We start from the raw sequence: 24,572 nt of genomic DNA on the forward strand, positions 1-24,572 counted from the left end.
AACTCGGGGTGGGCGTGATGGTTCGGGGACGGACGGCAGTGTGGGCGGCGGCCCTGGGCCTGGTGGCGGGGTCGCCGGGGGTCGCGTACGCCGACGGGGCCGCGCCCGGCCCCCTGCCGACCTACCGGGCCGCCGACGGCGCCGAGGCCGTCGAGGGCAGGTCCTCCACGGCGGACGCCCCGCTGATCGAGGCCGGGAACGTCTACCGGGACACGCTCGGACCGGGCGAACGCATGTACCGCCTAGTCCTCGACAAGGACGGGTCCGACGTCTACGTCTCCGCCGTGGTCCGCCCCGCGGCCGGCGCGAAGGTCTCCGGCGGCGACGGCATCGAGGTGGAGATCATGACCACCGCCGGGCGTTCCTGCCCCGACAGCGGCGGCCGGGCGAACTTCGGCTACGACGCCTACCCGATCGCCGCCGCCGGCGTCCGTAGGGGCTCCGAGGACGAGGACTGCGCGCCCGCGGGCGTGTACTACGCCAAGGTCACCCGGACCTCGGCCAAGGGCTACGACCAGAGCCCCTGGCCGCTGGAGATCAAGGTCCAGAAGGAGCCCGGCCGCGGCCCGGGCGCCCCCACCACCGCGCCCGGCACCTGGCCCTCGGGCGCCCCCGCGCTGCCCGGCACCGAGGCGGTGCCCCGCGACGGCGGCACCGGCTTCAACGACGCGCGCGCCCTGGGCGCCGGCGTGTGGCGCGACGAGATGCGGCCCGGGCAGACCCGCTTCTACCGGGTCCCGCTGGACTGGGGACAGCAGCTGGGCCTCGGCGCCGAACTGGCCGCCGCGAAGATGACCAAGACCTACGGCTCGGCCTCGGGCGGCCTCACCGTCTCCCTGTACAGCCCGTACCGGGGCCTGATCTCCGACAAGGACGTCTCGTACGACGGCAAGCAGGCCGGGATCACCCTGGAGAAGACCCCGCCCGTCACGTACGAGAACCGCTTCGCGAACGACCGGGCCGTGCAGCCCGTCTCCGTCGCGGGCTGGTACTACCTCGCGGTGACCATGGGCGCGAAGGTCGCCGACTTCACCGAGGACGCGGTGCCCGTACCGCTGACCCTGCGCCTGGACGTCGCCGGTACCCCGGTCAAGGGGCCCGCGTACCAGGGCAGTCCGGCTGCGGGCGGCTTCGGGGTGGGCGACGAGGACCGGGCCGCGGCCGAGGAGGGGCTCACCGCCCCGGAGGCGGCCGAGGCCGCCGAGCGGCACTCCACCCTGCGGATCGTGGCGGGCGCAGGCTTCGGCACCGGGACGGTCCTGCTGCTGGTGCTGGGCGGTTGGACGCTGCTCGGGCGGCGGGGGCGCGGTCCTACAGCTGCGTGAGGGCCCAGACGCCCACCGCGAAGCAGAGCAGCGCCGCGGCGAGCAGCGAGGCCACCGCCTTCGCCGAGGGCGGGGCGATCCCGCGGCCCGGCCGGACCGGCGGCGCGGCGAGGGCCGAGGGGACGGGCACGGCCGGCGCCGTCGCAGCGGTCGGTGTCGTCGTCGGCGGCGGGAGGTGGAAGCTGCCCGTCTCCGAGGGCCCGTACCCCGGCGCCTGAGCCGGGACGGCGGGGGCCGCGGGGGCGTCGGGGACCGGGCCGGCCGGGGCGGCCGGATACGGGGTCGTCGGCGCGGACCGGGCCGTGGGAGCGGTGCGCGCCGCGGTACGCGGGTCCGGCCGGACGGGCTCCGCGGGCACCGTGACGGAGGCGGAGGTCCCCGGGGCCACGGTCTCGGCGGCGGGCTCGCGCGGGGTCGCGGCCACCGTGCTCTGCGGACCCTGCGGGCCGAATCCGGGCGGCAGCGGGCCCAGTTGGTCGAACACCTCCACCGGTTCCTCGTCCGGGGCGGGCGGCGGCAGCAGCTCCACGGCCTCGGCAAGGGCCTTGCGCGCCCCTGTGGCCGTCCGGAAACGGCTCTGGGGGTCCGGCTGCAGGAGACCGGCGATGACGTCCCAGAGCGGGGCGGGAACGCCTTCGGGGGCGCCCGGGGTGCCCTGCGCGAAGAAGTGCTCCACCAACGCCTGGGAATCGGGCTTGCGGCCCTGGAGGAGGTACAGGGCGACCAGCCCCACGGCGAAGAGGTCGGCGGGGAAGTCGGGCTCGGCGCCCAGGAGTTGCTCGGGGGCGAAATAGCCCGGCGTCCCGACCACGAGGTCGGTCTCGGTCAGCCGCGGCTCGCCCTTGCGCATGGAGATGCCGAAGTCGGACAGCCGCAGGTGCGGCCGCCCGGTTCCGGTGGCCTCCATCAGGATGTTGGCCGGTTTGATGTCGCGGTGCACCACGCCCTCCGCGTGCACCGCCGCGAGCCCCGACAGGAGCTGGTCGAGCAGGGCGCACACGAAACGGGGCGGCAGGGGACCGTAGTCCCCGATCACATGGCCGAGCGAGCCGCCGCCGATCAGGTCCATGGTGAACAGGACCTTGTCGTCGTCGGCCGCCCAGCTGGCCGGAGCCAGTACGTGCGGATGGTCGATCCGCAGCGCCTGCTCCCGTACGAACCGCAGGAGCGTGTGGGCGTCGCTCTGCAGGAGGACCTTCGCGGCGACGTAGCGGCGACGGCGGTGGTCCCAGGCCCGCCACACGGCACCGGCGCCACCGCGCCCGATCGGATCGATCAGCTCGTACCGACCGGCGAACACCTCACCCATCGCTGCGCCCGTCCCCCGTCACCCGTCGTCCGCCCTCGTGCGTGTCAGTTCTGGTGGGCCTCGTAGTGGGCGACCGCGTCGGCGGTGCGGCCCGCGCCGTACACCCGGAGGAACTCTGCCAGTTCCGGGTGGCTGGGTGCGAGGGTGTTCGCCGCGTCGATGATGTCGCCGGCCGCGGAGACCGAGCGCAGCAGCGACTGGATCTCGCGGACGACCCGCTTGACCGTGGGCGCGCCGGAGCTGGTGGTGGTCTGGCCGCTGTTGCTGAGGACGGAACCCCCCTGGGTCTTCTTGATCTCGTCCATCCGGTCGGTGGCCTCCCCCGCGCTGACACTTCCGTCGGCCACCTGGCCGGCGAGATCCTGGAGGGCCTGGACGCGCTGGACCACGGCCGGATTCCCGATCTTGGCTCGCTGGCCGCTCATCAGCTGGGACAGCATGGGCGCCGACAGTCCGAGGACGGCAGCGAGGCGGGCCTGGTTCAAGCCGAGGTCATCTATGAGCCGGCGGAAGAGCGCTCCCAGCGGCTCCCCGTACCAACTGCGCTGAAGCTCTCTGGCTCTGGCCGTGGCCTCTTGTTGTACTGCGTCCACTCTGACTACTCCCCTTCGCTGGTGCGAACCTCGCGAGCATCTTACGGAGAGTGGTCGCACGGCGGGAGTCCCTATCATTTTGCGAGATGAGGGGGTACACCCGGTACTCTGTTCTGCGGAACGACCACACCTCCCGCACGGGACGGGTGCGTCCACTTCCACGGGGCCTTAGCTCAGTTGGTAGAGCGCTGCCTTTGCAAGGCAGATGTCAGGAGTTCGAATCTCCTAGGCTCCACACTCAAATGCCCTCCGACCTGCGGAAACGCAGGACCGGAGGGCATTTTTCATGTCCGTCGGCGGGGCTCGCCGAACCAGTCGCCCAGGGCGCCGGTCAGGGAGCCGCCGTCCGAGGCCCAGGCGATGTACCCGTCGGGCCGGACGAGGACGGCGTCCCAGGGAAGCGGCCGGGCCGGCGTCGCGGACACCGTGCGCACCGCGTGGGCCCAGGCCGCGGCCTGCTCGCCGTGGGCCCGGCCGGTCTCCCCGAGCAGGAGCAGGACGGGACGGCCGGGCAGCAGCAGCCGGGTCAGGTCGGTCGGGCCGGCGGCGGTGGTGAGCGGCAGGTTGGGCAGGAAGCGGCCCTCCCAGCGGGAGCCGCGCCCGGTGCGCGCGGGGTACACGGTCTCCTGGGCGCTGATCATGTGGCCCAGGCGGGTGTTCACCTCGTCGATCTCCAGGAGATCGGCGACGAGGTCGCGCAGGGGGTCGAGCGCGGGGTCCGGCCGCATCAGGGCGAGCTGGGCCCGGGTGTTGTCGATGACGCGCCGGCCGGCGGGCCGGCGTTCGGCGTCGTAGGTGTCGAGCAGGTCCTTGCCCGCGGTGCCCGCGAGGGTGTGCGCGAGTTTCCAGGACAGGTTGAGGGCGTCCTGCAGCCCCAGATTGAGGCCCTGCCCGCCCACGGCGAAGTGGATGTGGGCGGCGTCGCCGGCGAGGAACACCCGGCCCTGTCGGTAGGTGCGCACCAGGCGGGCGAAGTCGCTGAAGCGGGAAAGGTGGCGAGGGTCGGCCATGGGTACGGGGTGGCCGATGACGCGTTCGGCCTCTTGGCGCAGTTCGTCGAGGGTGAGCGGGGAGTGCCGGTCGGGGTGGGGGCCCCGGAAGTCGATCGTGATGAACCGGCTGTGTCCGTACGGGTCGACGCCCGCGATGGTCCAGCCGCGCGGGGTGCGGTGCCAGCCGTAGGGCACGCTGTCCGGGTCGGTCAGCCGCACCAGGCCGAGCCCGGCGGACACGGTGGCCGGGTGGGTGTCCGCGGCGAAGCCGAGCCGCTCGCGCACCGTGCTGCGGGCGCCGTCGGCGCCGACGACGTACTCGGCGGTGAACCGCCTTTCGCCGTCCGGCCCCTGGGCACTGACGTGGACGGCGTCGGGCCCCTGGACGATGTCGGTCACCCGGTGTCCGCGCAGCACCTCGACGCCCCGTTCGCGGGCCCGGAGCTCGAAGTACCGTTCCAGTTCGGCCTGGGAGCGGCCGAGCACGGGGCGGGGTTCGGTGGCGGGGGCGGTGATGACGAGTCCCGGGGCACCCGCGAAGTGGAACCCTTCGGCACGGCCGCGCCCCAGCAGGTCCTCGGTCGCGACGGGCACGGGCAGATGACCGCGCCGGGCCAGACCCTGCGCGGTGCGGGCGTGCAGGGTGCCGGCCTTGGGCCGGTCGACGGTCCGCGGTTCGGCTTCGAGTACGACGGTGCGGACGCCGTGGTGCCCGAGCTCGGCGGCGACGAGCATCCCGACGGGCCCGCCCCCGACGACCAGGACCTGGGTGTGCTTCACGCGGTCCTCCTGGGGGAGCCGCCGCGCAGCAGGGCGGTGGTCACGGCGCACAGCCCGGCGGGGACCGTGAGGAGCGCGGCGGCCAGGGTCGCGGTGCGCCCCGACCGGCCCGGCCGCCCCGGTGGCTCTTGCGGTCGTAAGGGTGGCGCGGCCGACGGTGTGGTCTGCGTACTCATGGCACAACTCCCGGCTCGGCCCGGCCCGCTGACGGCCAGGTTCGGTTTTGATCGAACCTTAAGCTGACACAGGGGCGAGGTATGGTGCAAGCCGTACCTATGGGAGGAGGGCGCGATGCCCGACGAGGACGGCCACCCCTCGCCGGAGGAGATGAGCCTGCCGGCCGTGCTGAACGCGCTCTCCGATCCCCTGCGTTACGCCGTCGTGCGCGAGTTGCTGGGGGAACCGGTGGGCACGGAGCGCACCTGCGCCTCCTTCGACCTGCCGGTCTCGAAGTCGACGACCACCCACCACTTCCGGATCCTGCGCGAGGCGGGTCTGGTGCGGCAGGTGGACCGCGGCAACAGCCGGGCGGCCACGCTGCGCCGCGCGGACCTGGACCTGCGCTTCCCCGGCCTGCTCGACCTGATCGCCGCCGACGGCTTAACGCAGGTCAGACGACGGCCGGCCGGCAGCTGAGGCAGCCCCGGAAACCGGCGGCGGAGGCTTCGTCGGCCGAGGTGAAGGGCACCTCGTGGCGGGCGGTGATGCGGCGCGCGTGCGCGCAGGTCGGGTAGCAGAAGATCCGCGTGGTGCCGCTGCCCAGGAACCGGGCGCCCGCGCGGACGAACCGTTCCACGCGCTCGGCGTCCACGCCCTCCCAGTCCCGCAGCCGCCGTTCGAAGGCGGCCGGCAGCCCGCAGTCCGCCGGGAGCCCGTCGTCCGTGCACAGCCGGTGCGCCGGTACGAGCACGGGGACCGGGTTGGCCCGGACCGCCGCCACCACCGCCTCGGGCGCCAGATCCGGCATCCCCGCCTCACGGGCCAGCCAGGCCGCCGGACGGAGCTGCCCGAACGGGACGGCGCGGGTGGCCCGCAGGACGGCGCGCTGTTCTTCGGGGAGCGGCCCGAACTCGTAGCGCAGGGTCCGGTCCCGGCCGCGCAGGGCCCGCGCCAGCCCCGGCGGGGGCTTGACCCCGGAGAGCGCGGACCGGTGGGTCCGGGCCCGGTAGGCGTCCTCGAACGCCCGGTCGTCGGCGTACCAGTCCGTGGCGGCCGCGCCGGTCACCGCGCCCCGCCCGTGGGCGACGTAGAGGGTGCCGACCGGGGACTCGGCCCGCACGTAGCAGTCGTAGCGATGTGCCGGAACGCCGACGCGGTCCAGCACGCGGGCCGCGAACCCCGCCGGTGCCGCCTCGCGCAACGTGTCCAACTCGTCCGGCAGTCTCATCCCGTCGCCTCCTTCCTTTCCGTCCGGGCCGGTTCGTGTGCCGTTTTCGCCGTCTTCGCCTCGGCGGCTCCGTACGCGCCGCGGTCGGGGGCCAGGCCGGGCTCCGCGCGCAGGGCGGCGAGCCCCCGCGACACCTGGGCCTTCACCGTGCCGACCGGGCAGTCCAGGATCCCGGCCACCTCCTGGTAGCTCAGCTCGCCGATGTGCCGCAGCACCACGGGCAGCCGGTGGTGGTCCGGCAGCCGGGACAGCGCGGCCACCAGTCGGGCCCGGCGCGCGCCGTCGAGCGCGAGCTGTTCCGGCCCGGGGCAACCGTCCGGGATCTCGATGGTCGTCACCTCGATACCGTCGGCGACGCCGGGCCGGCGGCTCAGGGTGCGGACGTGGTTGCGCCATACGTTCGCCGCGATGGTCAGCAGCCAGGCGCGCGGCTGGAGCTGCCCGCGGCGCTCGGGCGGGTACCCGCGCAACGCGGAGTAGGCGCGCAGGAACGTTTCCTGACCCAGGTCGTCGGCGTCCCGCGCGGAGCCGGAGAGACGCAGCAGGACAGCGCGCACGGTGCCGGCCTGGGTACGTACGAGTTCGGTGAACCCGTCGTCCAGGTCGGTCGCGAGCAGTTCCGTCAGCGGGAGAGTCGTCTCGTCCATCCTCCTTGTGAACACCGGGCCGCCCGCGAACGTTGCAGTCGGCGCCGAAATTCTTTTGCTTTGCCTGTCATTCGCATTCGCTGTGATATCCCGTTCCCTTTATGTCATCCGGATATCGGGCGGGCTCGGCTGCGATCTTCCCGGGCGTGCCGGAGATCTTGTCCGAGCGAGATCATGGAGTACTGCCTATTTCTCGCCACCTGGCCGATATTCGCGGGAATCCCGAAGTCGGAGGTACAAGGGGTGCGATGTGACCGGTTCGGAACAAAAGGGGGCGAGCCCCTTGACCAGGGGTCGCACCGCGAAGCTAGAGTTGCGAACGAGTTGTGGGCGCACAGCCGGGTCGCTCACGGTCCGGGTTGCTCAAGATCCGGTGAGGTCTCGGGGGAGGCGTGGTGGCGACCGTTCTGCGCACAGCAATGGAAAAACGATTCACCAGACGTTGCCTTCCCGCCTCGCTTTCGTCCGTACCCGCATTCCCGGCATGATGGGGAACCGCGTCCGCGGCACGGCGCCCGCGGACGAAGACTTAGGCGGCGGCAGTTGGTCCTTCGGTGAACGGCTCCTCTCGTTCCGGGGACGCGAAGGACTGACGCAGCGCGAGCTGGCGGAACGCGCCGGGGTGAGCGTGCGGGTCCTGCGGGACATCGAGCACGGCCGGGTCCACCGGCCCCAGACGCGGACCGTACGGCTCCTGGCCCGGGTGCTGGGCCTCGACGCGGACACCGCACGGCAGCTGGCGCCGCCCGCGCGTGAGGCCGTACGACCGGGGAACGAGCGGCTCCACATCGGCATCCTCGGTCCGCTGTCCGTCCGGTACCGCGGCGTCGAGACCCACGTCCACGCGGCCAAGGTGCGACGTCTGCTCGCCCTGCTCGCCGTGCGGTACCCCGAAGCGGCCGGCCTGGGGGAGATCACCCACGCGCTGTGGCCGAAGGACCCGCCGCGCTCGTACCAGAACCTGGTGCACACCTACGTCAGCCAGGCACGCCGGGTGCTGCTGCTCCCCGGTGACGAGGCGCAGGCACCGGCCCCCTCGTTCCTGGCCCGCACCCACACGGGCTACGTGCTGGAACTGGAGCGCGACCAGGTCGACCTGACCCAGTTCCAGGACCTGTGGGCCCGGGCCCGGCAGGCGCACGGGGCCGGTGACGCGGAGGCGGCCCACGAACTGGCCGAACGCGCCTACGGCTGCTGGCGCGGCCCGCTCCTGGCCGGCGAACCGCTGCTGCCGCACCATCCCGCGGCCATGGCGGCCGCCCGGCAGCGGGTGGAGAGCCTGCTGCTGTACACCGACCTCTCCTTGCAGGTGCGGCGGCCCGAGCGGGTCCTGGGAGCCCTGCGCGGCGCCACGGAGGAGGAACCGCTGCACGAGGGCCTCCAGGCACGGCTGATGCTGGTGCTGGCGAGCTGCGGGGAGCAGCGGGAGGCCCTGCGGATCTACTCCGAGGTGGCCCGCCGACTCGACCGTGAGCTGGGTGTCCAACCGGGCGACGAACTGCGCCGCGCCCACCTGCGGATCCTGCACCAGGAGCTGCCCTGGCCGCGGACGGGACCGGCGGCCGCGTGGGCCGCGTTCGACGCGCCGCCCGCGCCCCGGCCGGCCGCGCCCCCGCCGAGGCCCCGGCCGTCCCAGACCCCGGCGGCGAGCACGGGCTTCGTCGGCCGCACCGCCGAACTGAAGCGGCTGGACCGGCTGCTCCTGCCCACCGGCGAGCAGGTCGGGCAGGTACCGGCCGTGCTGGTCACGGGCTTTCCCGGCGTGGGCAAGACGGCGCTGGCCGTGCGCTGGGCGCACCGGGTGCGCGACCGGTTCCCCGACGGGCAGTTGTACGTCGACCTGCACGGGTACGCCGACCGGCGGCCGCTGCACCCGCAGGAGGCGCTCGCCTCGTTCCTGCGCGCCCTGGGCGTCCCCGACGGGGAGCTCCCCCGGTCCCTCGACGAGGCCGCGAACCTGTACCGCACCCTGCTGTCGGACCGGCGGATGCTGATCGTGCTGGACAACGCCCGCGAGGAGAGCCAGATCCGTCCGCTCGTTCCGGGCGCGGCCGGCTGCGCGGTGCTCGTCACCGGCCGCGACACCCTGCCGGGACTGGTGGCCCGGGACGGCGTGCCGCGCCTCGACCTCGACGTGCTCGGTGAGGACGAGGCGATCACGCTCCTGGCCCGGCTGCTGCGCAGCGGGCGGGTGGACGCCGAGCCGCTGGCCGCGCGGGCGCTGAACCGGCAGTGCGGAGGTCTGCCGCTGGCGATCCGGCTGCTCGCGGCCCGGCTGGAGGAGCACCCCCGGGTCGGTATCGCCCAGCTCTGCGTGGAGTTGCAGGAGGCCGGGGCGTTCCGGGAGCTGCCGGTCGAGAACGACGACCTGTTCACCGCGGTTCACGCGGCGTTCGAACTCTCCTACGTGTCCCTGCCGGAGCCCCTGCGCCGCTGGTTCCGGCTGTTCGCGCGGACCGAGGGACGGCTCGTCAGCGGCTACGCCATGGCGGACCTGGCGGGGACCACCCCGCTGGAGGCGACCCGCGCGCTGCGCCGCCTGGTCGGCGTGAGCCTGCTGCGGGAGTGCGCGCCCAACCGGTTCTCCCTCCCCGCTCCGCTGCTGCGCTATGCGCGCAGACTGGCGCTGCGGGAGGACGCGCAGTGCCCGCTGAGGTCGGTGTGACCGCAGCGGGGGCGCAGGTGGGAGGCCGCCTCACCCGCCCAGTGCCAGCCGGACCGCGAAGAGCCCGAACACGACGGCGGTGAGGCTGTCGGTGATCCGCAGGACCCGCGGGGAGCGCAGGTGCGGGGCGAGCCGGTGGACCAGCCGCATCCAGGTGAGGAGCCAGATCAGGCCCAGGGCCAGATAGCAGGCGGCCAGCAATGGGACCCCGATCTCGGGGGCCATGCCCACGGGCACGAACTGGGGCAGGAAGGCCATCAGGAAGATGCCCACCTTGGGGTTGGACCCGGTGCACAGCAGGCCCTGCCCGAAGGCCTGACGTACCGAGGGTTCACCCGTCGCGGGCGCGGGGACGGCCGTGGCCTCGGGGGTCGGCGCCGGGGCCACGGCGCCGACCCGGGCGGTGGCCCGCCGCACGGCGAGCACGGCCCAGCCGAGCAGCACGACCGCGCCGGCCCAGCGGAAGGCGGCGAACAGCCCCGGGCTCGCCGCGAGGAGGGCGGCCAGCCCGGCCGCGCCGAGCGCGGCCTGGACGGCCCCCGCGGTGATCATGCCGAGTGCGGCGGCGGTGGCCACGCGGAGGGAGCCGTTCAGGACCAGGTTGGTGATCATGACGAGGTCGGGTCCGGGCGTCATGATCACCACCAGGGAACTGATCAGGAAAGCGGCGGTGTTGATCGCTGCTCCTCGATGGAAAGCAGGCGCTCCGCGGCCCGGACGGCCTCGTAGTCCCGCTGGATCTGTTCGGCGTCGGGGTGGGCGAGGATCACGAACCCGAAATTGAGGCTGTCGACCAGGTCCTTGGTGGCGGGGACGTGGTCGCCGTCGGACAGGTTCTGGATCGAGAAGTGGTGGCTGGGGAGGTCGCGGAGCCCGTCCAGGGCGGCCGTGCCGCTGACGGTTCCGGAGCGCGGCGCGATGTGGAAGACGCACATCTGGTGGACGAGCAGTTCGTAGCCCTGCGGGAGTTCGCCCCCGGTCAGCCAGCGCACGGTCCGGTCGATCTGGCTGTCGCCGGTGGCGTGGCGGTTGAAGCGCGGCTGGCCCCCTCCGTGCGGCCGGGCCCCGAGCTCGATGAGCAGCGGTCCGTCCGCCGTCCCCATCACCTCGACATGGGCGGAGCCGAAGCGCACACCCACCGCGTCCAGGACGCCGAACACGTACTCCGTGAGCCCGGGCAGGGCCGGGTCGTCCGGGGGGAGCCAGCGCATGGTGTCGTAGACGGCCATGTGCGGACCGTTGTCGACCTTGCGGTAGGCGCACACGTCGACCACGGCGTGCTTGCCGTCGTGGCTGAAGGTGTCGATCACGTACTCGGTGCCGGTGACGAACTTCTGGACCAGGAGCCGGTCGTCGACCTCGCCGAACTGGTTGACCCGGCCGAGCTGGCGCGCGAACACCGCCCGCCAGTCCGTGCCGCCGACCAGTTTGATCACACCGTCGGTGCTGGCGCTCTTGGGCGGCTTGACGACCAGGTCGGCCCCGGCCAGGCCCTCGCGCTCCAGCCAGGCCGCCACCTCGTCGGCGTCATCGGTGCACAGCTGCGGGATGATCGGCAGACCGGCCGCGGCGACGGCGGCCGCCATGGCGCTCTTGTCCCTGCGGGCATCGGCGAGTTCGGGTACGTTGCACCGCTCGGGTGTCACGAGCGGGGCGAGCCGTTCGGCCAGTTCCACCCCGGACTCGCAGCCCGCCACGACGCAGCGCGGGTCCAGTGCCCGCAGCCGCGCGACGACGGCTTCCAGATCGCCCTCGTGGACGATGATCTCGGGGAAGTCCTGCGGCCGGTAGGAGCCGGCGTAGGCCTCCGGGGGGCGGGGGCCGGTGACCACCGCCACCGCCGGGACGCCGTGGTCGGCCAGCGTCTGGGCGAACAGGGCCCCCGAGGAGTACGGGTCGACGATCACACAGGGGCCCTGCGGTGCGTCCGGGATCCGGTCAGCGCTCGTCACGGTCGACCGCCTCTCCGGCCGCCAGGGCGGCCACGGCGTCGCAGTAGCGGGCGAAGAACGCCCCGGCCGGCTCGCTGATCCGGCGGGCCCGCACCGGGGCGTGGACCATCCCCTCCTCCATCACGTACGTCACCGGCGTGCCGTTCTGCCGCAGACGGGCCGTGTACTTCTCGGCGTCCACGCGCAGCGAGTCCATCTCGCAGCCCACCACGTACGCCGGCGGCAGGTCGTGGAAGGTGCCGGTGAGCAGCGGCGAGACGTACGGGAGCTCGGCCTGTCCGGGCTCGGGGCAGTAGCAGGCGGTGTAGAACTCCATCTCCCCGCCGGAGAGCAGGGGCGCGTCCTCGCCGCCGTGCCGCCACCGGGTGAAGTCGAGCACCGGACTGATGACCGCCTGTCCGCGCAGCCGGGGGCCGCCCCGGTCGCGGGCGATCATCGAGAGGACGACGGCCATGTTGGCCCCGGAGCTCTCGCCGCAGAGCACCGCGCCCTCGGGGTCGATGAAGTCGAGGCCGAGTCCGGGCAGGTCGGCCAGGGTGCCGCACAGTCCGGCGTAACAGTCCTCCAGCGGGCCGGGATGCGGGTTCTCCGGGGCCATGCCGAAGTCGAGGGCGATCGCCACCAGGCCGGTGCGGTCGGCGAGTTCGGCGACCAGGCTGTGGTGGCTGTGGAGGGAGCCGATGACGAAGCCGCCCCCGCGTATGTAGAACAGCACGGCGTCGCCCGTACGCCGGGCCGGCTCGTAGATGCGGATCCGGGCGGTGCGTCCGCCGTGGGTGACGCTCGCGTCCCGGTGGGTCACGCCCTCGGGCACGGGGATCGGGAGGACCTCGGTCAGCCCGTCGTACAGGGCGCGCTGTCGTTCGACGGGGTAGGTGTAGAAGTCGGGCGGCAGGGCGCCGTCGACGGTCTTCACGAAATTCTCGATGCCGTCTGCGTAGGCCATGGGCAGCTTCGCTCACTTCCGGATCACGGCGTGCCGGGCGACCGCGGCACGGGGGAGGGGGGCTCAGGGTGTTTCGGCGGGCGCCGGCGCGGCCGACGGTTCGCTGTCCGCGGCCGGCCGCGGCTTGTCGGCGCGGGGCTCGGCCATGCCGATCAGGGTGACGAGGACGGCGACGGCGGTCAGTGCTCCGCACAGCCACCACACGGAGGCGGCCGAGGCCTGCCACGCGGCGATGCCGATCACCGGGCCGACCGCGTAGCCGATCTGCATCGGGAAGGCGGAGGCGGCGATGTAGCGGCCCCGCAGGTGCGCGGGGGCGACCTTGCCGGGCCAGGCGGAGGCGGTCGGGGTACCGATCATCTCGCCGACCGTCCAGACGACGGTCGCGATCACGAACATGGCCATGCCGGGACCGGCCACGTAGAGGTTCATGCCGACGCCGACCAGGCCGACGCCCAGCGCGACGGCGATCCGTCCGGGGAGGTGCTGCACGTACTTGGTGAACAGCAGCTCCAGGCAGATGACCATGGCCGCGTTCAGCGAGAGCAGGGCGGAGTAGAAGGTCGGTCCGTGGCCGTCGGCCTTGAGCTGGAGCGGCAGCGCGGAGGTGTGCTGGATGTAGACGACGGCGTTGAGGAACAGCGCCAGCAGGAACAGCAGGTAGCGACGGTCGCGGAGTACGGCCAGGTACGAGGCGCCGTCGGCCTGCGGGTCCCGGGCGCCGGGACCGGTGGTCGTTCCCGTGCGGACGAGGACCAGGGCGAAGAGGGCGAAGCCCACCGACGTCACCGCGTCGATGTAGAACATCAGGTTGTACGAGTAGCTGATCAGCAGGGCGCCGAGGAGCGGGCCCGCGGTGGTGCCGAGGTTGAACGCCATGCGGTAGACCGCGAACACCATGACGTGGTGTTCCTCGGGGGTGGCCTCCACCAGCAGCGCCGAGGAGGCGGGCCGGTAGGCCTGGGCGGCGATGCCGATCACCGCGGCCACCGTGATCACCACGGGCAGGCTGTCGAGGAAGACCAGGCTGAGGGTGAGCAGGCCGGCCAGCGCCATGGAGCCGACGATGGTCCACGCGTAGCCGACCCGGTCCGAGATCGAGCCGCCCGCCAGGACGCCGACGACCGAGCCCACTCCGTACGCACCGAGGGCGAAGGCGGCCGCGGACGTGCTGAAGCCCTTGTCGGTGAGGTAGAGCACCAGGTAGATCTGGAGGAAATTGCCCAGCCGGTTGATCAGCATGCCGACCAGGACCAGCCAGATCGGTCCCGGGATCCCGCGCAGGGTCTGTACGACGGACGGCCGGGCGGCCTTGCGGCCCTCCGGGGAGTCGTGTCCGGTGTTCGTCACGGAGCGGGTACCTCCGCCGGGCGGGAGTCGAGCTCCACGATCTCGGGGGCGGTCAGCAGGGCGGCGCGGGCCTGCTCGACCGAGTCGGCGAGGGCGATCACGCGGGCGTAGCGGGAGATGTAGCCGCGCGGCGGCAGACGCAGCACCGCGCCGGGACCCGCCATCGCGTCGGCGCTGTGGACATCGGCCGGGAAACGGTCCTCGTGGACGGTCACGGCATCGATCTCGATGTCCTCGTCCGGGTACAGGAAGGCTATGGCCGCGGCCTTGCGGTGGTGTACCTCGGTGTCCGGGCGGACCCCCGCCGCCGTGTCCGCCGCCGCCATCGCGACGTCGATGCCGGTGGCCAGCTCCCCGAGGTAGGGGATCATGTCGCCGCCGAGGCGGGCGTTGACCTCCATCAGGCGCAGTCCGCCGGCGGTGATGCGGAACTCGGTGTGGCTGACGCCGGTGTGGAAGTCCAGGGCGGCGTGCGCGTCCCGCAGCGCCTGCAACAGCTCGGGATCGGTCAGCAGCGGGTCGGCGCCGTCGACCTCGTGGCCCGTCTCCTCGAAGAAGGGCGCCAGGCCGACCTGCTTGCGGGCGACGACGAGCGGCACGCACTCCCCGTCGAAGAAGACCGCGTCGACGCTGATCTCCGGGCCGTCGGCGAACTCCTCGACGAGCACCGACACGTCGAAGACGGGAACACCGGGGTAGGAGGCGCCGGACGCCGCCCGGTAGGCGCTCTCCACGTCCTCGGGGCCGTCGGCCTTGCGCACGCCCATCCCGCCGGCCAGCCCGCGCGGCTTCAGCACGACGGGGAAGCCGATCTTCTCCGCCGCCGCCCGGGCCTCGGCCAGGGACCGGACCCCGATCGAGGCCGGCTGGGGCACCCGGGCCGTCTCCAGCGCGGCCCGCGTGGCGGCCTTGTCCCGGCAGGCGATGACGGACTCGGGGGAGTTGCCCGGCAGCCCGAGCGCCCGGGCCGCGTGCGCGGCGGGGGTGACGAGCCCCTCGTCGTAGCAGAACACACCGGCCACCTCGTGCGCGGCGGCCACCTGCCGGGCGGCCGCCGTCAGCGCGTCCGGGTCGGTGTTGTCCACGACCGTGGAGCCCACGACGTACGGCTCTTCCCAGCTCACCGGTGCCGGCTGGAGGAGCCATAACGCGTAACGCGTGCTCACCGTCCGCAGAATGAACTCCCTGCTGCGCTGACCGCTGCTTCCGATCAGCAGCAGAAGCGGCTTCTCGCCGTCCCACGCCATGGTCCACACTCCTCGTTCGTCGTGATGCCTTCGGCCGGTGCGCCGCCACCTGTAGAACACCGGGTCGGTGCAGGCCGTTGCACCCGGCGCCGGATGTCCGACGCCGGGTGCAACGGGATGGGATCAGACCGCCGCACCCGGGCGGGCGAGTTCGGCCGACAATGGCCGGTACTCACGGCTGGTGCGGCCGCATACATCGGCCGGGGCCGTCGCGGCGCGGGCGGGACGGTCGGGGAAGACCGCCGTGACCCGGTTCCCGGTCCGCACGGCCGGGATCTCGTTGCGCAGCCGCGCCGCGGACGTCTTGCGGTCGTGCCAGGGGCAGATCAGCCGGCCGGCGTCCGGTGTCACACCGGCCAGGTGGAGCGGGCCGCCGCGGTGGGGGCACTGGGCGTTCATCACGAAGCCGCGGCCGTCGACCGTGGCGTAGACGTAGGCCGTCCCGGAGACGACCACGCAGTTCTCCCGCCCCGCGACAGGGAAGCTCACTACAGGCATTTGCGGTAATCCCCCACCGAGTGGATCTCGTAGACACACTCCTCGGACAGAATGTCGGCGCCGTGCAGCCGGTTGCGCCGGATGACGACCCCCTCTCCCGCCTCCAACGTCAGCGAGGAGCCGAGCCCGCTCTCGAAGCGCATGGTTCCGGAGACGATGTGGCAGAGCTCGTCGCCCTCGTGGCAGTGCGTGTTGGAGAGCTCGTTGAAGGGCTCGACCAGGTGCGCCACCGGCGCCTGGACCCGGCCCTCCTTGATGGCCTCGTAGACGGGACCGTGCAGCTTCTTGAGCTCCGGCTGATCGTCCATCCAGGAGATCTGCGCGACGAAGTCCTTGTCGGCGACCTCCAGGAGCACCCGGTACTCCTCGATGCCGCGGACGATCTCGGGGATGATCCCCTCGCCGTGCGCCTCGATGAGCGGCGCGATGATCTTCTCGCGCGCCATCCGGCCGTGGTGCTGGTCGATGTGCACGTGCTCGGTGAAGTACGTGGTGTCGACGGAGTCGCCGAAGACGCCGTGCAGCAGCCGGTCGGCCCGCCGGCAGAAGTCCACCAGGGAGCTCTCGGTGTAGAACAGGGCGCCGACGTAGCGGAAGAACAGCTCGTGGTTCTTGCCCAGGTAGTGGAAGTAGTTGTTCAGCAGCAGGCTGCTGTTGAGGTAGTACTGCCAGTACCGGTGCAGGTCGGACTTCAGGCCGACGGACTCCAGGGTCCGCTCGAACAGGGTGCTGTGCTTGGTGTCGTGCACGCCGTAGCCGTACTCGTCGATGACGACCTTGAACCACTCGGACTGGACCGGCCCGTAGTAGCCGAGGACGTTGCGCATCATCGGCGACGCCTCGGAGAGGAAGTCGGGGGCGAACTGCACCAGCCACATGCGGGCGGCGCGCTCGGGGTCGGTGGAGCCGGTGACGGCCGCCTCGATCGGGGACAGCTCCTCGCCGCCACCCATGTCGAGCGAGTCGAGGTAACTGTCCAGGCTCGCCTTCGTCCACTTCCCGGACGTCTCGACCTCGTCGTCGAGGAAACCGAAGGCGTACCGCTCCAGCGCCGGCCGTATTCGCTCCCCGAGCGCCCGGTTGGCCGGACTGTAGAACGCGCGGAAGTCCTCCTCCTTGCCCTCCAGGCCCGACTTGGGGAAGAACACCAGGTCGGCCTCGTAGACCGAGGTGAGCAGGCGCTGCACGGCCAGGCTCGTGTAGTCGAGGATGTTCTCCCGGCCCGGCACCTTGTCGAAGTCGAGGTGCGGCAGGACCTGCGGGCGCAGCTGGCGACGGTAGGGGTTGTCGTCGTTCTGCCAGTCCAGGTTGTCGAGGAAGATCGGGTTCGTGGCGTACTGCACGATCGCGTCGCGTAGTGCGGTGCCGCTGAGCTCGAACGGGACGTGCTGCGGTACGTGACTCATTGCGTTCTCCTTGGTCCGGATGCGCAGGAGGTACGGCCGGCGGTACGGGGTGGGCCCGCCGGCGGTGTGGGTCAGACGTGCACGCTGAGGGAGAAGTCGCTCCACCGGAGCCGGAGCGGGACGCTCTCGCCCGCCTTCACCGGGACGGACTTCTCCAGCGGGACCCAGCCCTGCATCCAGTGCGAGCGGGTGTTCTCGGGGGAGTTGGTGAGAGTGGTGCCGGCCGCCATGTCCAGCTCGAACCAGACGACCAGGGCGTGCGCCTCGCCGTCGGTGCTCGCCGTGAGGTCGATCTGGCGCTCGCCCGGTTCCAAGGGGTCCTCGGCCAGGTCGAAGTCCACGACCGTGGCCGTCTCGGAGAGGAACCGGTGGGGCCAGGTGCCCAGGCGCACCGGGAGGTGGCCGCGGGTGGACAACGTGTTCATGAGCGAGACGTCGAAGCCGCTCGCCGTCGTGACCTGGTTGAGCCGCAGGATGTCCTCGCTGCTGACCAGACGGCCGAGGATGCGGGCCGCGGAGGGGAACATGATCCCGTCGGGCTTCAGCAGGTGTCGGCGCGCGTGCCGGATCGACGGCAGCAGGCCTTCGCCGATGAGTCCGCAGTCGACGATCTCCGAGACGAGCACGTCCACCGGGCCGTCGAGGTCACGGCCGATCTCCAGCGAGGTCGACGGCTTGCCGATCACCGTGATGACGTCGCCGTAGCCGTGGGCGTCGATGACCTGCCGGGCCACCTCCGCGAGCAGCGGATTCATCTCACACGTGATCACGCGGGCCGCGCCGGCCCGCGCCGCCGCCATGGCGAGCAGCCCGCTCCCCGAGCCGATGTCCAGCACGGTCGCCCCGGACGGGATGCCGCGAGCCAGGGCGCCGGCCAGGGCGTCGTTGCGCTCGGTGTCGTTCAGCATCGCGAAGTGCCAGCGGGGCACCGTTCTGCGGGCGATCCGGGCGAAGGCCTCGGAGTCGGTGGACGGACGGCCCGCGGGTGTCGTGAGCAGCGCGGACGCCTGCTCGGCGATGTCGTTCATCTCCTGCGCCAGCGATTGCAGGGACGCGGTGATGAGCCGGTGTTGAGAGCTGTTGAGCGACAGGCTCGGACCGTCGGGTCCGGGATCGTGCCCTGATGTCGCGACCTGTGCGCCCTGGACGTGCTGCATGTTCGCCACCGCTCCTCACGTTGGACCGCCCGATCAGCCGAGGTGCACGACGGCTCGTCAAGATCGGCGCTCCGTCGCAAGGCGACCGTACGGAAGCGCGATGGTGCGGAACTCCAGCGGAACTTCAGCGCGAGCGGCGGTTCTGCCGGGCGCGGTCCCGTCGTACGGGACGCTGACCCGCGAGAACCGCGTACCGCGGCGGTCCGCTGGACCGAGGCGGCAGAAACCGGGTCCTCGGACCGGTTGATTCCGCCGCTTCCCGGTATAGGGACCGACCGGAAAACACCGCGCCGATCACCCCGCCCCGATCGACACGGCACCTCCCTAGCGCGCGTCGTGGAAGATGACGCCCAGCACGTGGCGCTCCCCGCTGAGGACCGCGCTCACGCCGTGCCGCAGCGTCACCCGGCTCCAGCCGCGCACCGAGCGCACCGGGCGGTGGTCGACCGTGAAGATCAGGCCCTGGCCCTGGGTCGGCCGTCGGACCAGCGGGCGTGACTGGGCGCGCGGGCGCTGTTCGACGAACACGCTCTCCCCACCGGTGAAGTCCTCGTCCGGGCGGTCGAGCATGATCGCCACCTGCAGCGGGAAGGTCAGGTCCCCGTAGACGTCCTGGTGCAGGCAGTTGTAGCCGCCGCGCCCGTACCGGAGCAGGAGCGGGGTCGGGCGCTGCTGCCCGGCGGTCGCGCACGCCCCGAGCAGTCCCTCGTGGTCGGGGGCGAAGGCCGGCTGCCCCAGCCGCCGGGCCCATTCGTTGGCGATCTGTGCGAGCGGCGGGTACAGCCGTTCCCTCAGGTCCTGGACGAGTGGGGGCAGAGGGTAGGCGAAGTAGCGGTAGAGGCCCTCGCCGAAGCGGTGCCGCGCCATGGTCACGGTGCTGCGGAAGGCCGTGGGGTCGTCGAAGAGTTCCCGCAGCTCCGCGCACTGCTCGGGCGAGAGCAGCGGTGGGGTCACCGCCACCCCCTCGGTGTTCAGTTCCGCGGTCAGCCGCGCCCAGTCGAGGCCTCCGGGCGCGGGTGGGGCGAAGACCGGGCCGGGTACGTCGAGGCCCGGGATCTGGGACGGCTCGTACGCGCTCACATGCTCTGCTTTCTGCGGCGGGGACGGCGGGGACGGCGGATTCAGGCGGCCGGCGAGGCCGTGGCTTCGAGGGCGAGCAGATGGCGCTTGGCCTCCAGCCCTCCCGCGTAGCCGCTGAGACTGCCCGTGGAGCCGATGATCCGGTGGCAGGGCAGCACCACGCACAGCGGATTCGCGCCCAGCGCCGTGCCGACGGCACGCGCGGCGCCGGGCCGATCCAACGCCCGGGCGAGGTCCGCGTAGGTCGCGGTGCTCCCGTACGGGACGAACTCGGCCAGCATCAGGTTCGTGCGCCGGCTGAACGGGGTGGCGAGCCGCAGGTCCGTCGCGACGGTGAAGTCCCGGCGCGTCCCGGCCAGATAGGCGTCGATCTGCTCACGGGCCTCGTCCAGGACCTTGTGTCCCGGTGCGCCCGCCTCCCCCGGTCCGGCCGGGCGCAGTCCGCCCCGGCCCAGGCGCTCCTCGGCCGCTTCCGTGGTGCCGTAGCAGCACAGCACGAGCGCGTCGTCCGTCGCCGCCAGCACGAGCGGGCCCAGGGCCGTGGGATGGATCGCCACCGTGGCGGTGGCGGCGCTGAGCGGACCGGGGGTCGGCATGGCGGGACTCCTTCGTTCGTCATGATCTTCGTTCGTCACGACCCGGCCCACCGCCGGGGCCGTGCGGCGACGGTAGAAACACCGTCGCCGCCGAAAGGGTTGCGCGGTCAGCGGTCGCGCAGTTCCAGCGTGCAGCACTTGACGCTGCCACCGGCCTTGAGCAGCTCCGAGAGCTCGACCCCGATCGGCTCGAAGCCGCGCGCCCGCAGCTTGGCGTGCAGACCTGTGGCCGCGGCCGGCAGGAGCACGTGGCGCCCGTCCGAGAAGGCGTTGAGGCCGAAGACGGCCGCGTCCTCGGCGGTGGCCAGGATCGCGGTGGGGAACATCGCGCGCAGGACGGCCTGACTGCCCTGGGAGAAGGCGGCCGGGTAGTACATGACCTCGTCCTCGGACAGCACGGAGAGCGCGGTGTCCAGGTGGTAGTACTCCGGGTTCACCAAGGTCAGCGAGGTGACCGGGAGGCCGAAGAACTCCTGCGCCTCCAAGTGGGAACGCGGGTCGGTGCGGAAGCCGGTACCGGCCAGGAGGCGGCGGCCGACGGTGAGGATGTCGCCCTCGCCCTCGTTGACGAACTCGGGCCAGAGGGAGTCCGTGTAGCCGCGGCCCTCCAGCCACCGCAGGTACGCCGGTCCCTCGGCGGTGCGCTCCGCGTGCCGGAAGCGGGCCCCGTAGACCTTGCCGTCGACGACGGTGGCGCCGTTGGCCGCGAACACCATGTCGGGCAGGCCCTCGATGGGGTCTATCTCCTCGACCACGTGGCCGAGTTCGAGGTACAGGTCACGCAGACCCTCCCACTGGCTGACGGCGAGCGCGTTGTCCGTGGCGTGCTGCGGGTTCATCCACGGGTTGATCGAGTAGGTGACGTCGTAGTGCCGGGGTCGGCACATCAGCAGACGTCGGCGCGTGGCGACCCGGGTGGGGCTCTCGGCACGGTAGAGGGCGCCGGCAGGGGTGATGGGCTCGGTGAGCGGCACGAGGGCTCCTTCTCATGGGGTTCCGATGGAAGCCCGGCTGCCCGAGGGATGGTTCGGCCAGCCGGAAACGTGTGACGCAACTGATCACGTGCCCCCATGGAAATGGGGCTCCGCATTGACCGGAAGTAATCGGTGGTACCGGCCAATCAACCCGCCCGCGAGGGCCGCCGCCGAGTTGATTGTCCGTGGCCGGGACGGCTTCCGGGCAATCGGACGGGGCCATGGAATGTGGTCATCACCCGGGAGGCAACGCAAGGACGCGAACCGTCCTGCCTGACCGTACGAACCTGTCCACCTGTTCCATCTGGAGGTACTTCCATGGCGCATCGCAATGTCGAACTGCTCGCAGTCGGCGCAGGCCCGGCGAACCTGGCGCTGGCGGTCGCCGTCGAGGAGCTCGCACCCGAGCTGGCCGGTGACACCCTGCTGATCGAGCGCGAGCAGGACATCGTGTGGCAGCGAGGCATGCTGCTGCCCGACGCGCTCAGCCAGGTGTCCTTCCTCAAGGACCTGGTCACCATGCGCAATCCGACCAGCAGATTCTCCTTCGTCAATTTCCTTCACTCGCAGAAACGTCTCGACGCTTTCGTCAACCTCGCGAGTTTCGTTCCCTACCGCAGCGAGATATCCGAATATCTGCAGTGGGTCGCCGACGAACTCGAGACGGTGCAGGTCGAATACGGCCGCGAATGCGCCGGCGTCGAGGCGGTGACGGGCGACGACGGTGAGCTGGCCGGCTGGCTGGTCACCCTGGCCGACGGCGACACCATCGGTTGCCGTTACCTCGTGATCGGCGCGGGCCGCGACGCCCACGTCCCCGCCGTGTTCGACGGTCTGCCGGCCGAGCGCGTCATCCACAGCACCCAGTACACGCAGCGCATCGCCGATGTGCGGGCCGACCTGCCGCACCGCGTCGCGGTGATCGGCGGCGCGCAGAGCGCGGCCGAGCTGTTCGGCGCCGCGCTGCGGGACCTGCCCGAGTGCAAGCCGACGATGATCATGCGCTCGATCGGTCTGAACGGCTACGAGAGCAGCAAGTTCACCAACGAGCTCTACTACACGTCCTTCATCGACGAGTTCTACGGATCCTCGCCCGAGGCGCGCCAGCAGCTCCTCGGCGAGATGTACCGCTCCAACTACGGCGGTCTCTCCCCGGCCACCCTGGACGGCCTGTACCGGCAGTTCTACCAGGACCGTCGCTCCGGCCAGGAGCGCCTGGGCATGCACCCCATGACGGACGTGAGCGGCGCCCGCATGGACGGCGACGAGGTCGTCCTGACCCTCGTCGACCGCAAGTCGGGAGCCGAGCGCGAGATGCGCACGGACCTGGTGCTCCTGGGCACCGGCTTCGTCCGCGAGATGCCGTGGGCGGTCAAGGCCCTCGCGGAGTCGATCGGTGTCGAGGAGATCAACGTGAGCCGCAACTACCGGCTCGACCTCGGCCGTCCCGCGACCGCCGCCTGCTACCTGCAAGGCGTCAACGAGGCCACCCACGGCATCGCCGACTCGCTGCTCAGCGTGCTCGCGGGCCGCTCCGCCGAGATCACCCAGGACATCCTGGCGCACCGCCGGGCCCGATCCGCGGAGGTCCCGGCCCCGCGGGAACTCGCCTTCGCCGGCGCTGTCTGAGACCCGCGCACCCCTCACGAGCCGTACCCGTCCGACGAGGAGAGACCGAAGCACATGCTCACCCAGCCACTCGACCGTGAAGGACTGACGCACGAGAACGGCCTCGACGCGCAGCGGCTGCTGCCCTGGCCCGAGCTCAACGCCCCCTTCGAGGGCTCCTGGTGCGTGATCCGGCCCGGCACCGCATCGACGGCCCACGCCCACCACGAGTACGAGATCTTCATCGCCGTCGCCGGCACCGCCGTCCTGGAGTCCCAGGGCGTCCGCAAGCCCTTCACGACCGGGGACATCGTGCACTTCACCCCGGGCTCCGACCACCGGGTGATCAACGAGTCCGACGAGGACTTCGAGATGTACAGCGTCTGGTGGGACCTCGACATGACACAGCGGTTCGCAGCTCGCCACGAAGGAGCCCAGGCATGACACGCCGTACGGTCATCATCGCGCCGCCGCCGACCCCCAACGGGGACCTGCACACCGGGCACCTCGCGGGCCCGTACCTCGCGGGCGACGTGTACGCACGCTACCTGCGGGCGTCGGACCGGCCGGTGATCTTCACCAGCGGCACCGACGACAGCCAGACCTACGTGGTGGCCAGTGCCGCCCGTGCCGGGCTGACCCCGGAGGAGCTGGCCCTGCGCTCCGCCACGCAGATCCGCGCCACCCTGGAGGCGGCCGGCGTCTCCGTCGACGGCTTCGCCCCCTTCGACAAGGGCTACCGCCAGACCGTCATCGACTTCGTCACCGACCTCCACAGCGAGGGCGCGTTCCGACTCAGGACGGTGCGGCTGCCGTACGTCGAGGCCACCGGCGAGTACCTGATGGAGGGCCTGGTCGCCGGCGACTGCCCGGTGTGCCTCGTGGAGAGCCGCGGCGGACTGTGCGAGTCCTGCGGCCACCCCAACAACTTCGACGAGCTGCTGCGCCCGCGCTCCACCGTCGACGCGGACGCCGTGGTCACGCACCGCGAGGCGCAGATCCTCGTACTGCCGATGGAGGAGTACCGCGACCGGCTCGCCGACTACTACGTCCGGCACCGCGACGTCCTGCGCCCGCACACCGCGCAGCTCGTCCGGGAGGCGCTGGACCGGCCGCTGCCGGACTTCCCGATCACCTACCCGACCGCGTGGGGCATCCCGGCGCCCTTCACCGAGACGCCGGGCCAGGTCCTCAACGCCTGGGCCGAGGGCATGGCCGCCTCGATGTACTGCACCTGGTACGCGGCGGAGCAACTCGGTGAGCACACCGACCGCTTCGACGAGCACTGGCTGTCCGAGCACGGCATCGACCTCGTGTACTTCCTCGGATTCGACAACGTCTACTTCTGGGGAATGACGCACCTGGCCCTGCTGATGGCGCACGGGGACCGGTACGTCGAGCCGCACGCCATCGTGTCGAACGAGTTCTACGAACTGGAGAACCAGAAGTTCTCCACAAGCAAAGGTCACGTGGTCTGGGCCGCCGATCTGGTGGCCGAGGTACCCCGCGACCTGGTGCGCTTCTACCTGGCGCTCACCGCGCCGGAGCACTCCCGGACGAACTTCAGCCGGGAGGCGCTCGAGACCCTGTCGAGCTCCCGGCTCGTCGATCCGTGGAACCACCTCGCGGGCCGGCTGGAGGAGCTGCTCGCCGCGGTTCCGGCGGACGCGCCGCTGCCGGTCTCCGAGACCGGTGCCCGGGAGGCGGGGATCGTCGTCGAGCGGTTCCGCTCCCACTACGAGCTGGAGAGCTTCAGCCTCCACCGGGCCGCGGACCTGATCGTCGTGCACCTCGACCGGTTGCTCGCGCAGGCGGACCGGGTGACGCCGGGCGTCCCGAGCGACCTCGGTGACCTGGTCCTCGCCGTCCGGACGCTGACCGCGTGCGCCGCTCCGCTGCTCGTCGACCTCGCGGCCCGGGCCGAGCGGGCCGGCGCCGATCTGAGCCTGCCGGCGGGAGCCTTCCCCACCGACCCCGTCGCCCCGCTGCGACTCCCCCTCCTGTCGACCGCGGTCGGGGCCTTCGCGCCCCTGGCCGAGCCGGCCGTCACCCGAGCCTGA

The 24,572-nt window shown here is 72.0% G+C and carries 23 protein-coding genes and 1 tRNA gene; 7 read left to right on the forward strand and 17 right to left on the reverse strand.

Annotation, left to right across the window (positions count from 1 at the left end; genetic code table 11):
• Positions 1-17 precede the first annotated feature (17 nt).
• Positions 18-1,325 (forward strand): hypothetical protein, encoded by a 1,308-nt coding sequence (locus tag OG624_RS20730; protein WP_033214921.1) that lies wholly within the window; start codon positions 18-20, stop codon positions 1,323-1,325.
• On the opposite strand, the gene OG624_RS20735 is transcribed toward OG624_RS20730, so the two are convergent.
• Complete coding sequence (locus tag OG624_RS20735; protein ID WP_033214920.1) at positions 1,312-2,634, reverse strand: serine/threonine-protein kinase; 1,323 nt, start codon at positions 2,632-2,634, stop codon at positions 1,312-1,314. The two genes, OG624_RS20730 and OG624_RS20735, sit on opposite strands and share 14 nt — an antisense overlap.
• A 44-nt stretch (positions 2,635-2,678) precedes the next feature.
• Complete coding sequence (locus tag OG624_RS20740) at positions 2,679-3,227, reverse strand: helix-turn-helix domain-containing protein (protein ID WP_030012999.1); 549 nt, start codon at positions 3,225-3,227, stop codon at positions 2,679-2,681.
• 162 nt (positions 3,228-3,389) lie between these two features.
• Between OG624_RS20740 and OG624_RS20745 the strand changes: the two genes are divergently transcribed.
• Positions 3,390-3,462: transfer RNA gene (locus OG624_RS20745), tRNA-Ala, on the forward strand.
• A 49-nt stretch (positions 3,463-3,511) separates the two neighbouring features.
• Here OG624_RS20745 and OG624_RS20750 read toward each other — a convergent pair.
• Entirely contained in the window at positions 3,512-4,999 is a 1,488-nt protein-coding gene (locus OG624_RS20750) for an FAD-dependent monooxygenase (protein ID WP_033214919.1), read from the reverse strand.
• Positions 4,996-5,175 (reverse strand): hypothetical protein, encoded by a 180-nt coding sequence (locus OG624_RS20755; RefSeq protein WP_158711722.1) that lies wholly within the window; start codon positions 5,173-5,175, stop codon positions 4,996-4,998. The genes OG624_RS20750 and OG624_RS20755 overlap by 4 nt, the downstream gene beginning before the upstream one ends.
• A gap of 115 nt (positions 5,176-5,290) precedes the next feature.
• Here OG624_RS20755 and OG624_RS20760 point away from each other — a divergent pair, with 115 nt between their 5' ends.
• The gene (locus OG624_RS20760) at positions 5,291-5,635 is read left to right on the forward strand and encodes an ArsR/SmtB family transcription factor (protein WP_051762435.1); all 345 of its coding nucleotides are present in this window, start codon (positions 5,291-5,293) and stop codon (positions 5,633-5,635) included.
• Here the strand turns inward: OG624_RS20760 and OG624_RS20765 are convergent.
• Together OG624_RS20765 and OG624_RS20770 are read right to left on the reverse strand one after the other, a co-directional pair.
• Positions 5,610-6,386, reverse strand: a complete 777-nt coding sequence (locus tag OG624_RS20765) for an MGMT family protein (RefSeq protein ID WP_078908962.1) — start codon at positions 6,384-6,386, stop codon at positions 5,610-5,612. The genes OG624_RS20760 and OG624_RS20765 overlap by 26 nt on opposite strands.
• Positions 6,383-7,033 carry an RNA polymerase sigma factor gene (locus tag OG624_RS20770; RefSeq protein WP_063733899.1) on the reverse strand — a complete coding sequence of 217 codons (651 nt, stop codon included), beginning with the start codon at positions 7,031-7,033 and terminating at the stop codon, positions 6,383-6,385. Before OG624_RS20770 ends, OG624_RS20765 begins: the two co-directional genes overlap by 4 nt.
• A gap of 484 nt (positions 7,034-7,517) precedes the next feature.
• On the opposite strand from OG624_RS20770, the gene OG624_RS20775 reads away from it, so the two are divergent.
• Positions 7,518-9,698, forward strand: coding sequence for a BTAD domain-containing putative transcriptional regulator (locus OG624_RS20775; RefSeq protein WP_158711721.1), 2,181 nt, complete (start codon positions 7,518-7,520; stop codon positions 9,696-9,698).
• Between the two features lie 30 nt (positions 9,699-9,728).
• Here the strand turns inward: OG624_RS20775 and OG624_RS20780 are convergent, their stop codons facing one another.
• The 11 genes from OG624_RS20780 to ddaH all read right to left on the reverse strand — a co-directional run bounded on the left by OG624_RS20780 (position 9,729) and on the right by ddaH (position 20,904).
• A complete protein-coding gene (locus OG624_RS20780) occupies positions 9,729-10,334 on the reverse strand; it encodes a LysE family translocator (protein WP_158711720.1) in 606 nt (201 codons plus the stop codon).
• A gap of 20 nt (positions 10,335-10,354) precedes the next feature.
• A complete protein-coding gene (locus tag OG624_RS20785) occupies positions 10,355-11,650 on the reverse strand; it encodes an ATP-grasp domain-containing protein (RefSeq protein WP_051762428.1) in 1,296 nt (431 codons plus the stop codon).
• Positions 11,637-12,596: an alpha/beta hydrolase gene (locus OG624_RS20790; RefSeq protein WP_033214917.1), complete on the reverse strand. Its 960-nt coding sequence runs from the start codon at positions 12,594-12,596 to the stop codon at positions 11,637-11,639. Before OG624_RS20790 ends, OG624_RS20785 begins: the two co-directional genes overlap by 14 nt.
• A gap of 63 nt (positions 12,597-12,659) precedes the next feature.
• Positions 12,660-13,946 (reverse strand): MDR family MFS transporter, encoded by a 1,287-nt coding sequence (locus OG624_RS20795; RefSeq protein WP_033214915.1) that lies wholly within the window; start codon positions 13,944-13,946, stop codon positions 12,660-12,662.
• On the reverse strand, positions 13,943-15,193 hold the full coding sequence (locus OG624_RS20800; RefSeq protein WP_033214913.1) for an ATP-grasp domain-containing protein: 1,251 nt from the start codon (positions 15,191-15,193) through the stop codon (positions 13,943-13,945). Before OG624_RS20800 ends, OG624_RS20795 begins: the two co-directional genes overlap by 4 nt.
• Positions 15,194-15,316: 123 nt before the next feature.
• Positions 15,317-15,691 carry a Rieske 2Fe-2S domain-containing protein gene (locus OG624_RS20805; protein ID WP_078908961.1) on the reverse strand — a complete coding sequence of 125 codons (375 nt, stop codon included), beginning with the start codon at positions 15,689-15,691 and terminating at the stop codon, positions 15,317-15,319.
• Positions 15,682-17,097: an iron-containing redox enzyme family protein gene (locus tag OG624_RS20810; protein WP_033214908.1), complete on the reverse strand. Its 1,416-nt coding sequence runs from the start codon at positions 17,095-17,097 to the stop codon at positions 15,682-15,684. The genes OG624_RS20805 and OG624_RS20810 overlap by 10 nt, the downstream gene beginning before the upstream one ends.
• A 71-nt stretch (positions 17,098-17,168) precedes the next feature.
• Positions 17,169-18,254: a 50S ribosomal protein L11 methyltransferase gene (locus OG624_RS20815; protein WP_078908984.1), complete on the reverse strand. Its 1,086-nt coding sequence runs from the start codon at positions 18,252-18,254 to the stop codon at positions 17,169-17,171.
• 324 nt (positions 18,255-18,578) lie between these two features.
• The gene (locus OG624_RS20820) at positions 18,579-19,334 is read right to left on the reverse strand and encodes a 2OG-Fe(II) oxygenase (RefSeq protein WP_349252265.1); all 756 of its coding nucleotides are present in this window, start codon (positions 19,332-19,334) and stop codon (positions 18,579-18,581) included.
• Between the two features lie 41 nt (positions 19,335-19,375).
• A complete protein-coding gene (locus OG624_RS20825; protein ID WP_051762426.1) occupies positions 19,376-19,930 on the reverse strand; it encodes a methylated-DNA--[protein]-cysteine S-methyltransferase in 555 nt (184 codons plus the stop codon).
• A 107-nt stretch (positions 19,931-20,037) separates the two neighbouring features.
• Positions 20,038-20,904 (reverse strand): dimethylargininase, encoded by an 867-nt coding sequence (ddaH, locus tag OG624_RS20830; RefSeq protein WP_033214906.1) that lies wholly within the window; start codon positions 20,902-20,904, stop codon positions 20,038-20,040.
• Positions 20,905-21,222: 318 nt separating this feature from the next.
• Between ddaH and OG624_RS20835 the strand changes: the two genes are divergently transcribed.
• The 3 genes from OG624_RS20835 to OG624_RS20845 are packed head-to-tail and all read left to right on the forward strand — an operon-like array spanning position 21,223 to position 24,572.
• Positions 21,223-22,533: a lysine N(6)-hydroxylase/L-ornithine N(5)-oxygenase family protein gene (locus OG624_RS20835; RefSeq protein ID WP_051762424.1), complete on the forward strand. Its 1,311-nt coding sequence runs from the start codon at positions 21,223-21,225 to the stop codon at positions 22,531-22,533.
• 54 nt (positions 22,534-22,587) lie between these two features.
• Positions 22,588-22,956, forward strand: coding sequence for a cupin domain-containing protein (locus OG624_RS20840; protein WP_030714028.1), 369 nt, complete (start codon positions 22,588-22,590; stop codon positions 22,954-22,956).
• Positions 22,953-24,572 (forward strand): class I tRNA ligase family protein, encoded by a 1,620-nt coding sequence (locus OG624_RS20845; protein WP_033214904.1) that lies wholly within the window; start codon positions 22,953-22,955, stop codon positions 24,570-24,572. Before OG624_RS20840 ends, OG624_RS20845 begins: the two co-directional genes overlap by 4 nt.

The sequence above is a fragment of the Streptomyces virginiae genome, from assembly GCF_041432505.1.
GTDB lineage: Bacteria > Actinomycetota > Actinomycetes > Streptomycetales > Streptomycetaceae > Streptomyces > Streptomyces virginiae_A.

What these genes read in the sequence shown, in the direction of transcription:
- OG624_RS20840 (WP_030714028.1), top strand. Translation starts at nt 22,588, where the DNA reads ATGCTCACCCAGCCACTCGACCGTGAAGGACTGACGCACGAGAACGGC.
- OG624_RS20815 (WP_078908984.1), bottom strand. Translation starts at nt 18,254, where the DNA reads ATGCAGCACGTCCAGGGCGCACAGGTCGCGACATCAGGGCACGATCCC.
- OG624_RS20735 (WP_033214920.1), bottom strand. Translation starts at nt 2,634, where the DNA reads ATGGGTGAGGTGTTCGCCGGTCGGTACGAGCTGATCGATCCGATCGGG.
- OG624_RS20755 (WP_158711722.1), bottom strand. Translation starts at nt 5,175, where the DNA reads ATGAGTACGCAGACCACACCGTCGGCCGCGCCACCCTTACGACCGCAA.
- OG624_RS20825 (WP_051762426.1), bottom strand. Translation starts at nt 19,930, where the DNA reads ATGCCGACCCCCGGTCCGCTCAGCGCCGCCACCGCCACGGTGGCGATC.
- OG624_RS20845 (WP_033214904.1), top strand. Translation starts at nt 22,953, where the DNA reads ATGACACGCCGTACGGTCATCATCGCGCCGCCGCCGACCCCCAACGGG.
- OG624_RS20810 (WP_033214908.1), bottom strand. Translation starts at nt 17,097, where the DNA reads ATGAGTCACGTACCGCAGCACGTCCCGTTCGAGCTCAGCGGCACCGCA.
- OG624_RS20800 (WP_033214913.1), bottom strand. Translation starts at nt 15,193, where the DNA reads ATGGCGTGGGACGGCGAGAAGCCGCTTCTGCTGCTGATCGGAAGCAGC.
- OG624_RS20790 (WP_033214917.1), bottom strand. Translation starts at nt 12,596, where the DNA reads ATGGCCTACGCAGACGGCATCGAGAATTTCGTGAAGACCGTCGACGGC.
- OG624_RS20730 (WP_033214921.1), top strand. Translation starts at nt 18, where the DNA reads ATGGTTCGGGGACGGACGGCAGTGTGGGCGGCGGCCCTGGGCCTGGTG.
- OG624_RS20770 (WP_063733899.1), bottom strand. Translation starts at nt 7,033, where the DNA reads ATGGACGAGACGACTCTCCCGCTGACGGAACTGCTCGCGACCGACCTG.
- OG624_RS20780 (WP_158711720.1), bottom strand. Translation starts at nt 10,334, where the DNA reads ATGACGCCCGGACCCGACCTCGTCATGATCACCAACCTGGTCCTGAAC.
- OG624_RS20775 (WP_158711721.1), top strand. Translation starts at nt 7,518, where the DNA reads ATGATGGGGAACCGCGTCCGCGGCACGGCGCCCGCGGACGAAGACTTA.
- OG624_RS20765 (WP_078908962.1), bottom strand. Translation starts at nt 6,386, where the DNA reads ATGAGACTGCCGGACGAGTTGGACACGTTGCGCGAGGCGGCACCGGCG.
- OG624_RS20805 (WP_078908961.1), bottom strand. Translation starts at nt 15,691, where the DNA reads ATGCCTGTAGTGAGCTTCCCTGTCGCGGGGCGGGAGAACTGCGTGGTC.
- OG624_RS20835 (WP_051762424.1), top strand. Translation starts at nt 21,223, where the DNA reads ATGGCGCATCGCAATGTCGAACTGCTCGCAGTCGGCGCAGGCCCGGCG.
- OG624_RS20760 (WP_051762435.1), top strand. Translation starts at nt 5,291, where the DNA reads ATGCCCGACGAGGACGGCCACCCCTCGCCGGAGGAGATGAGCCTGCCG.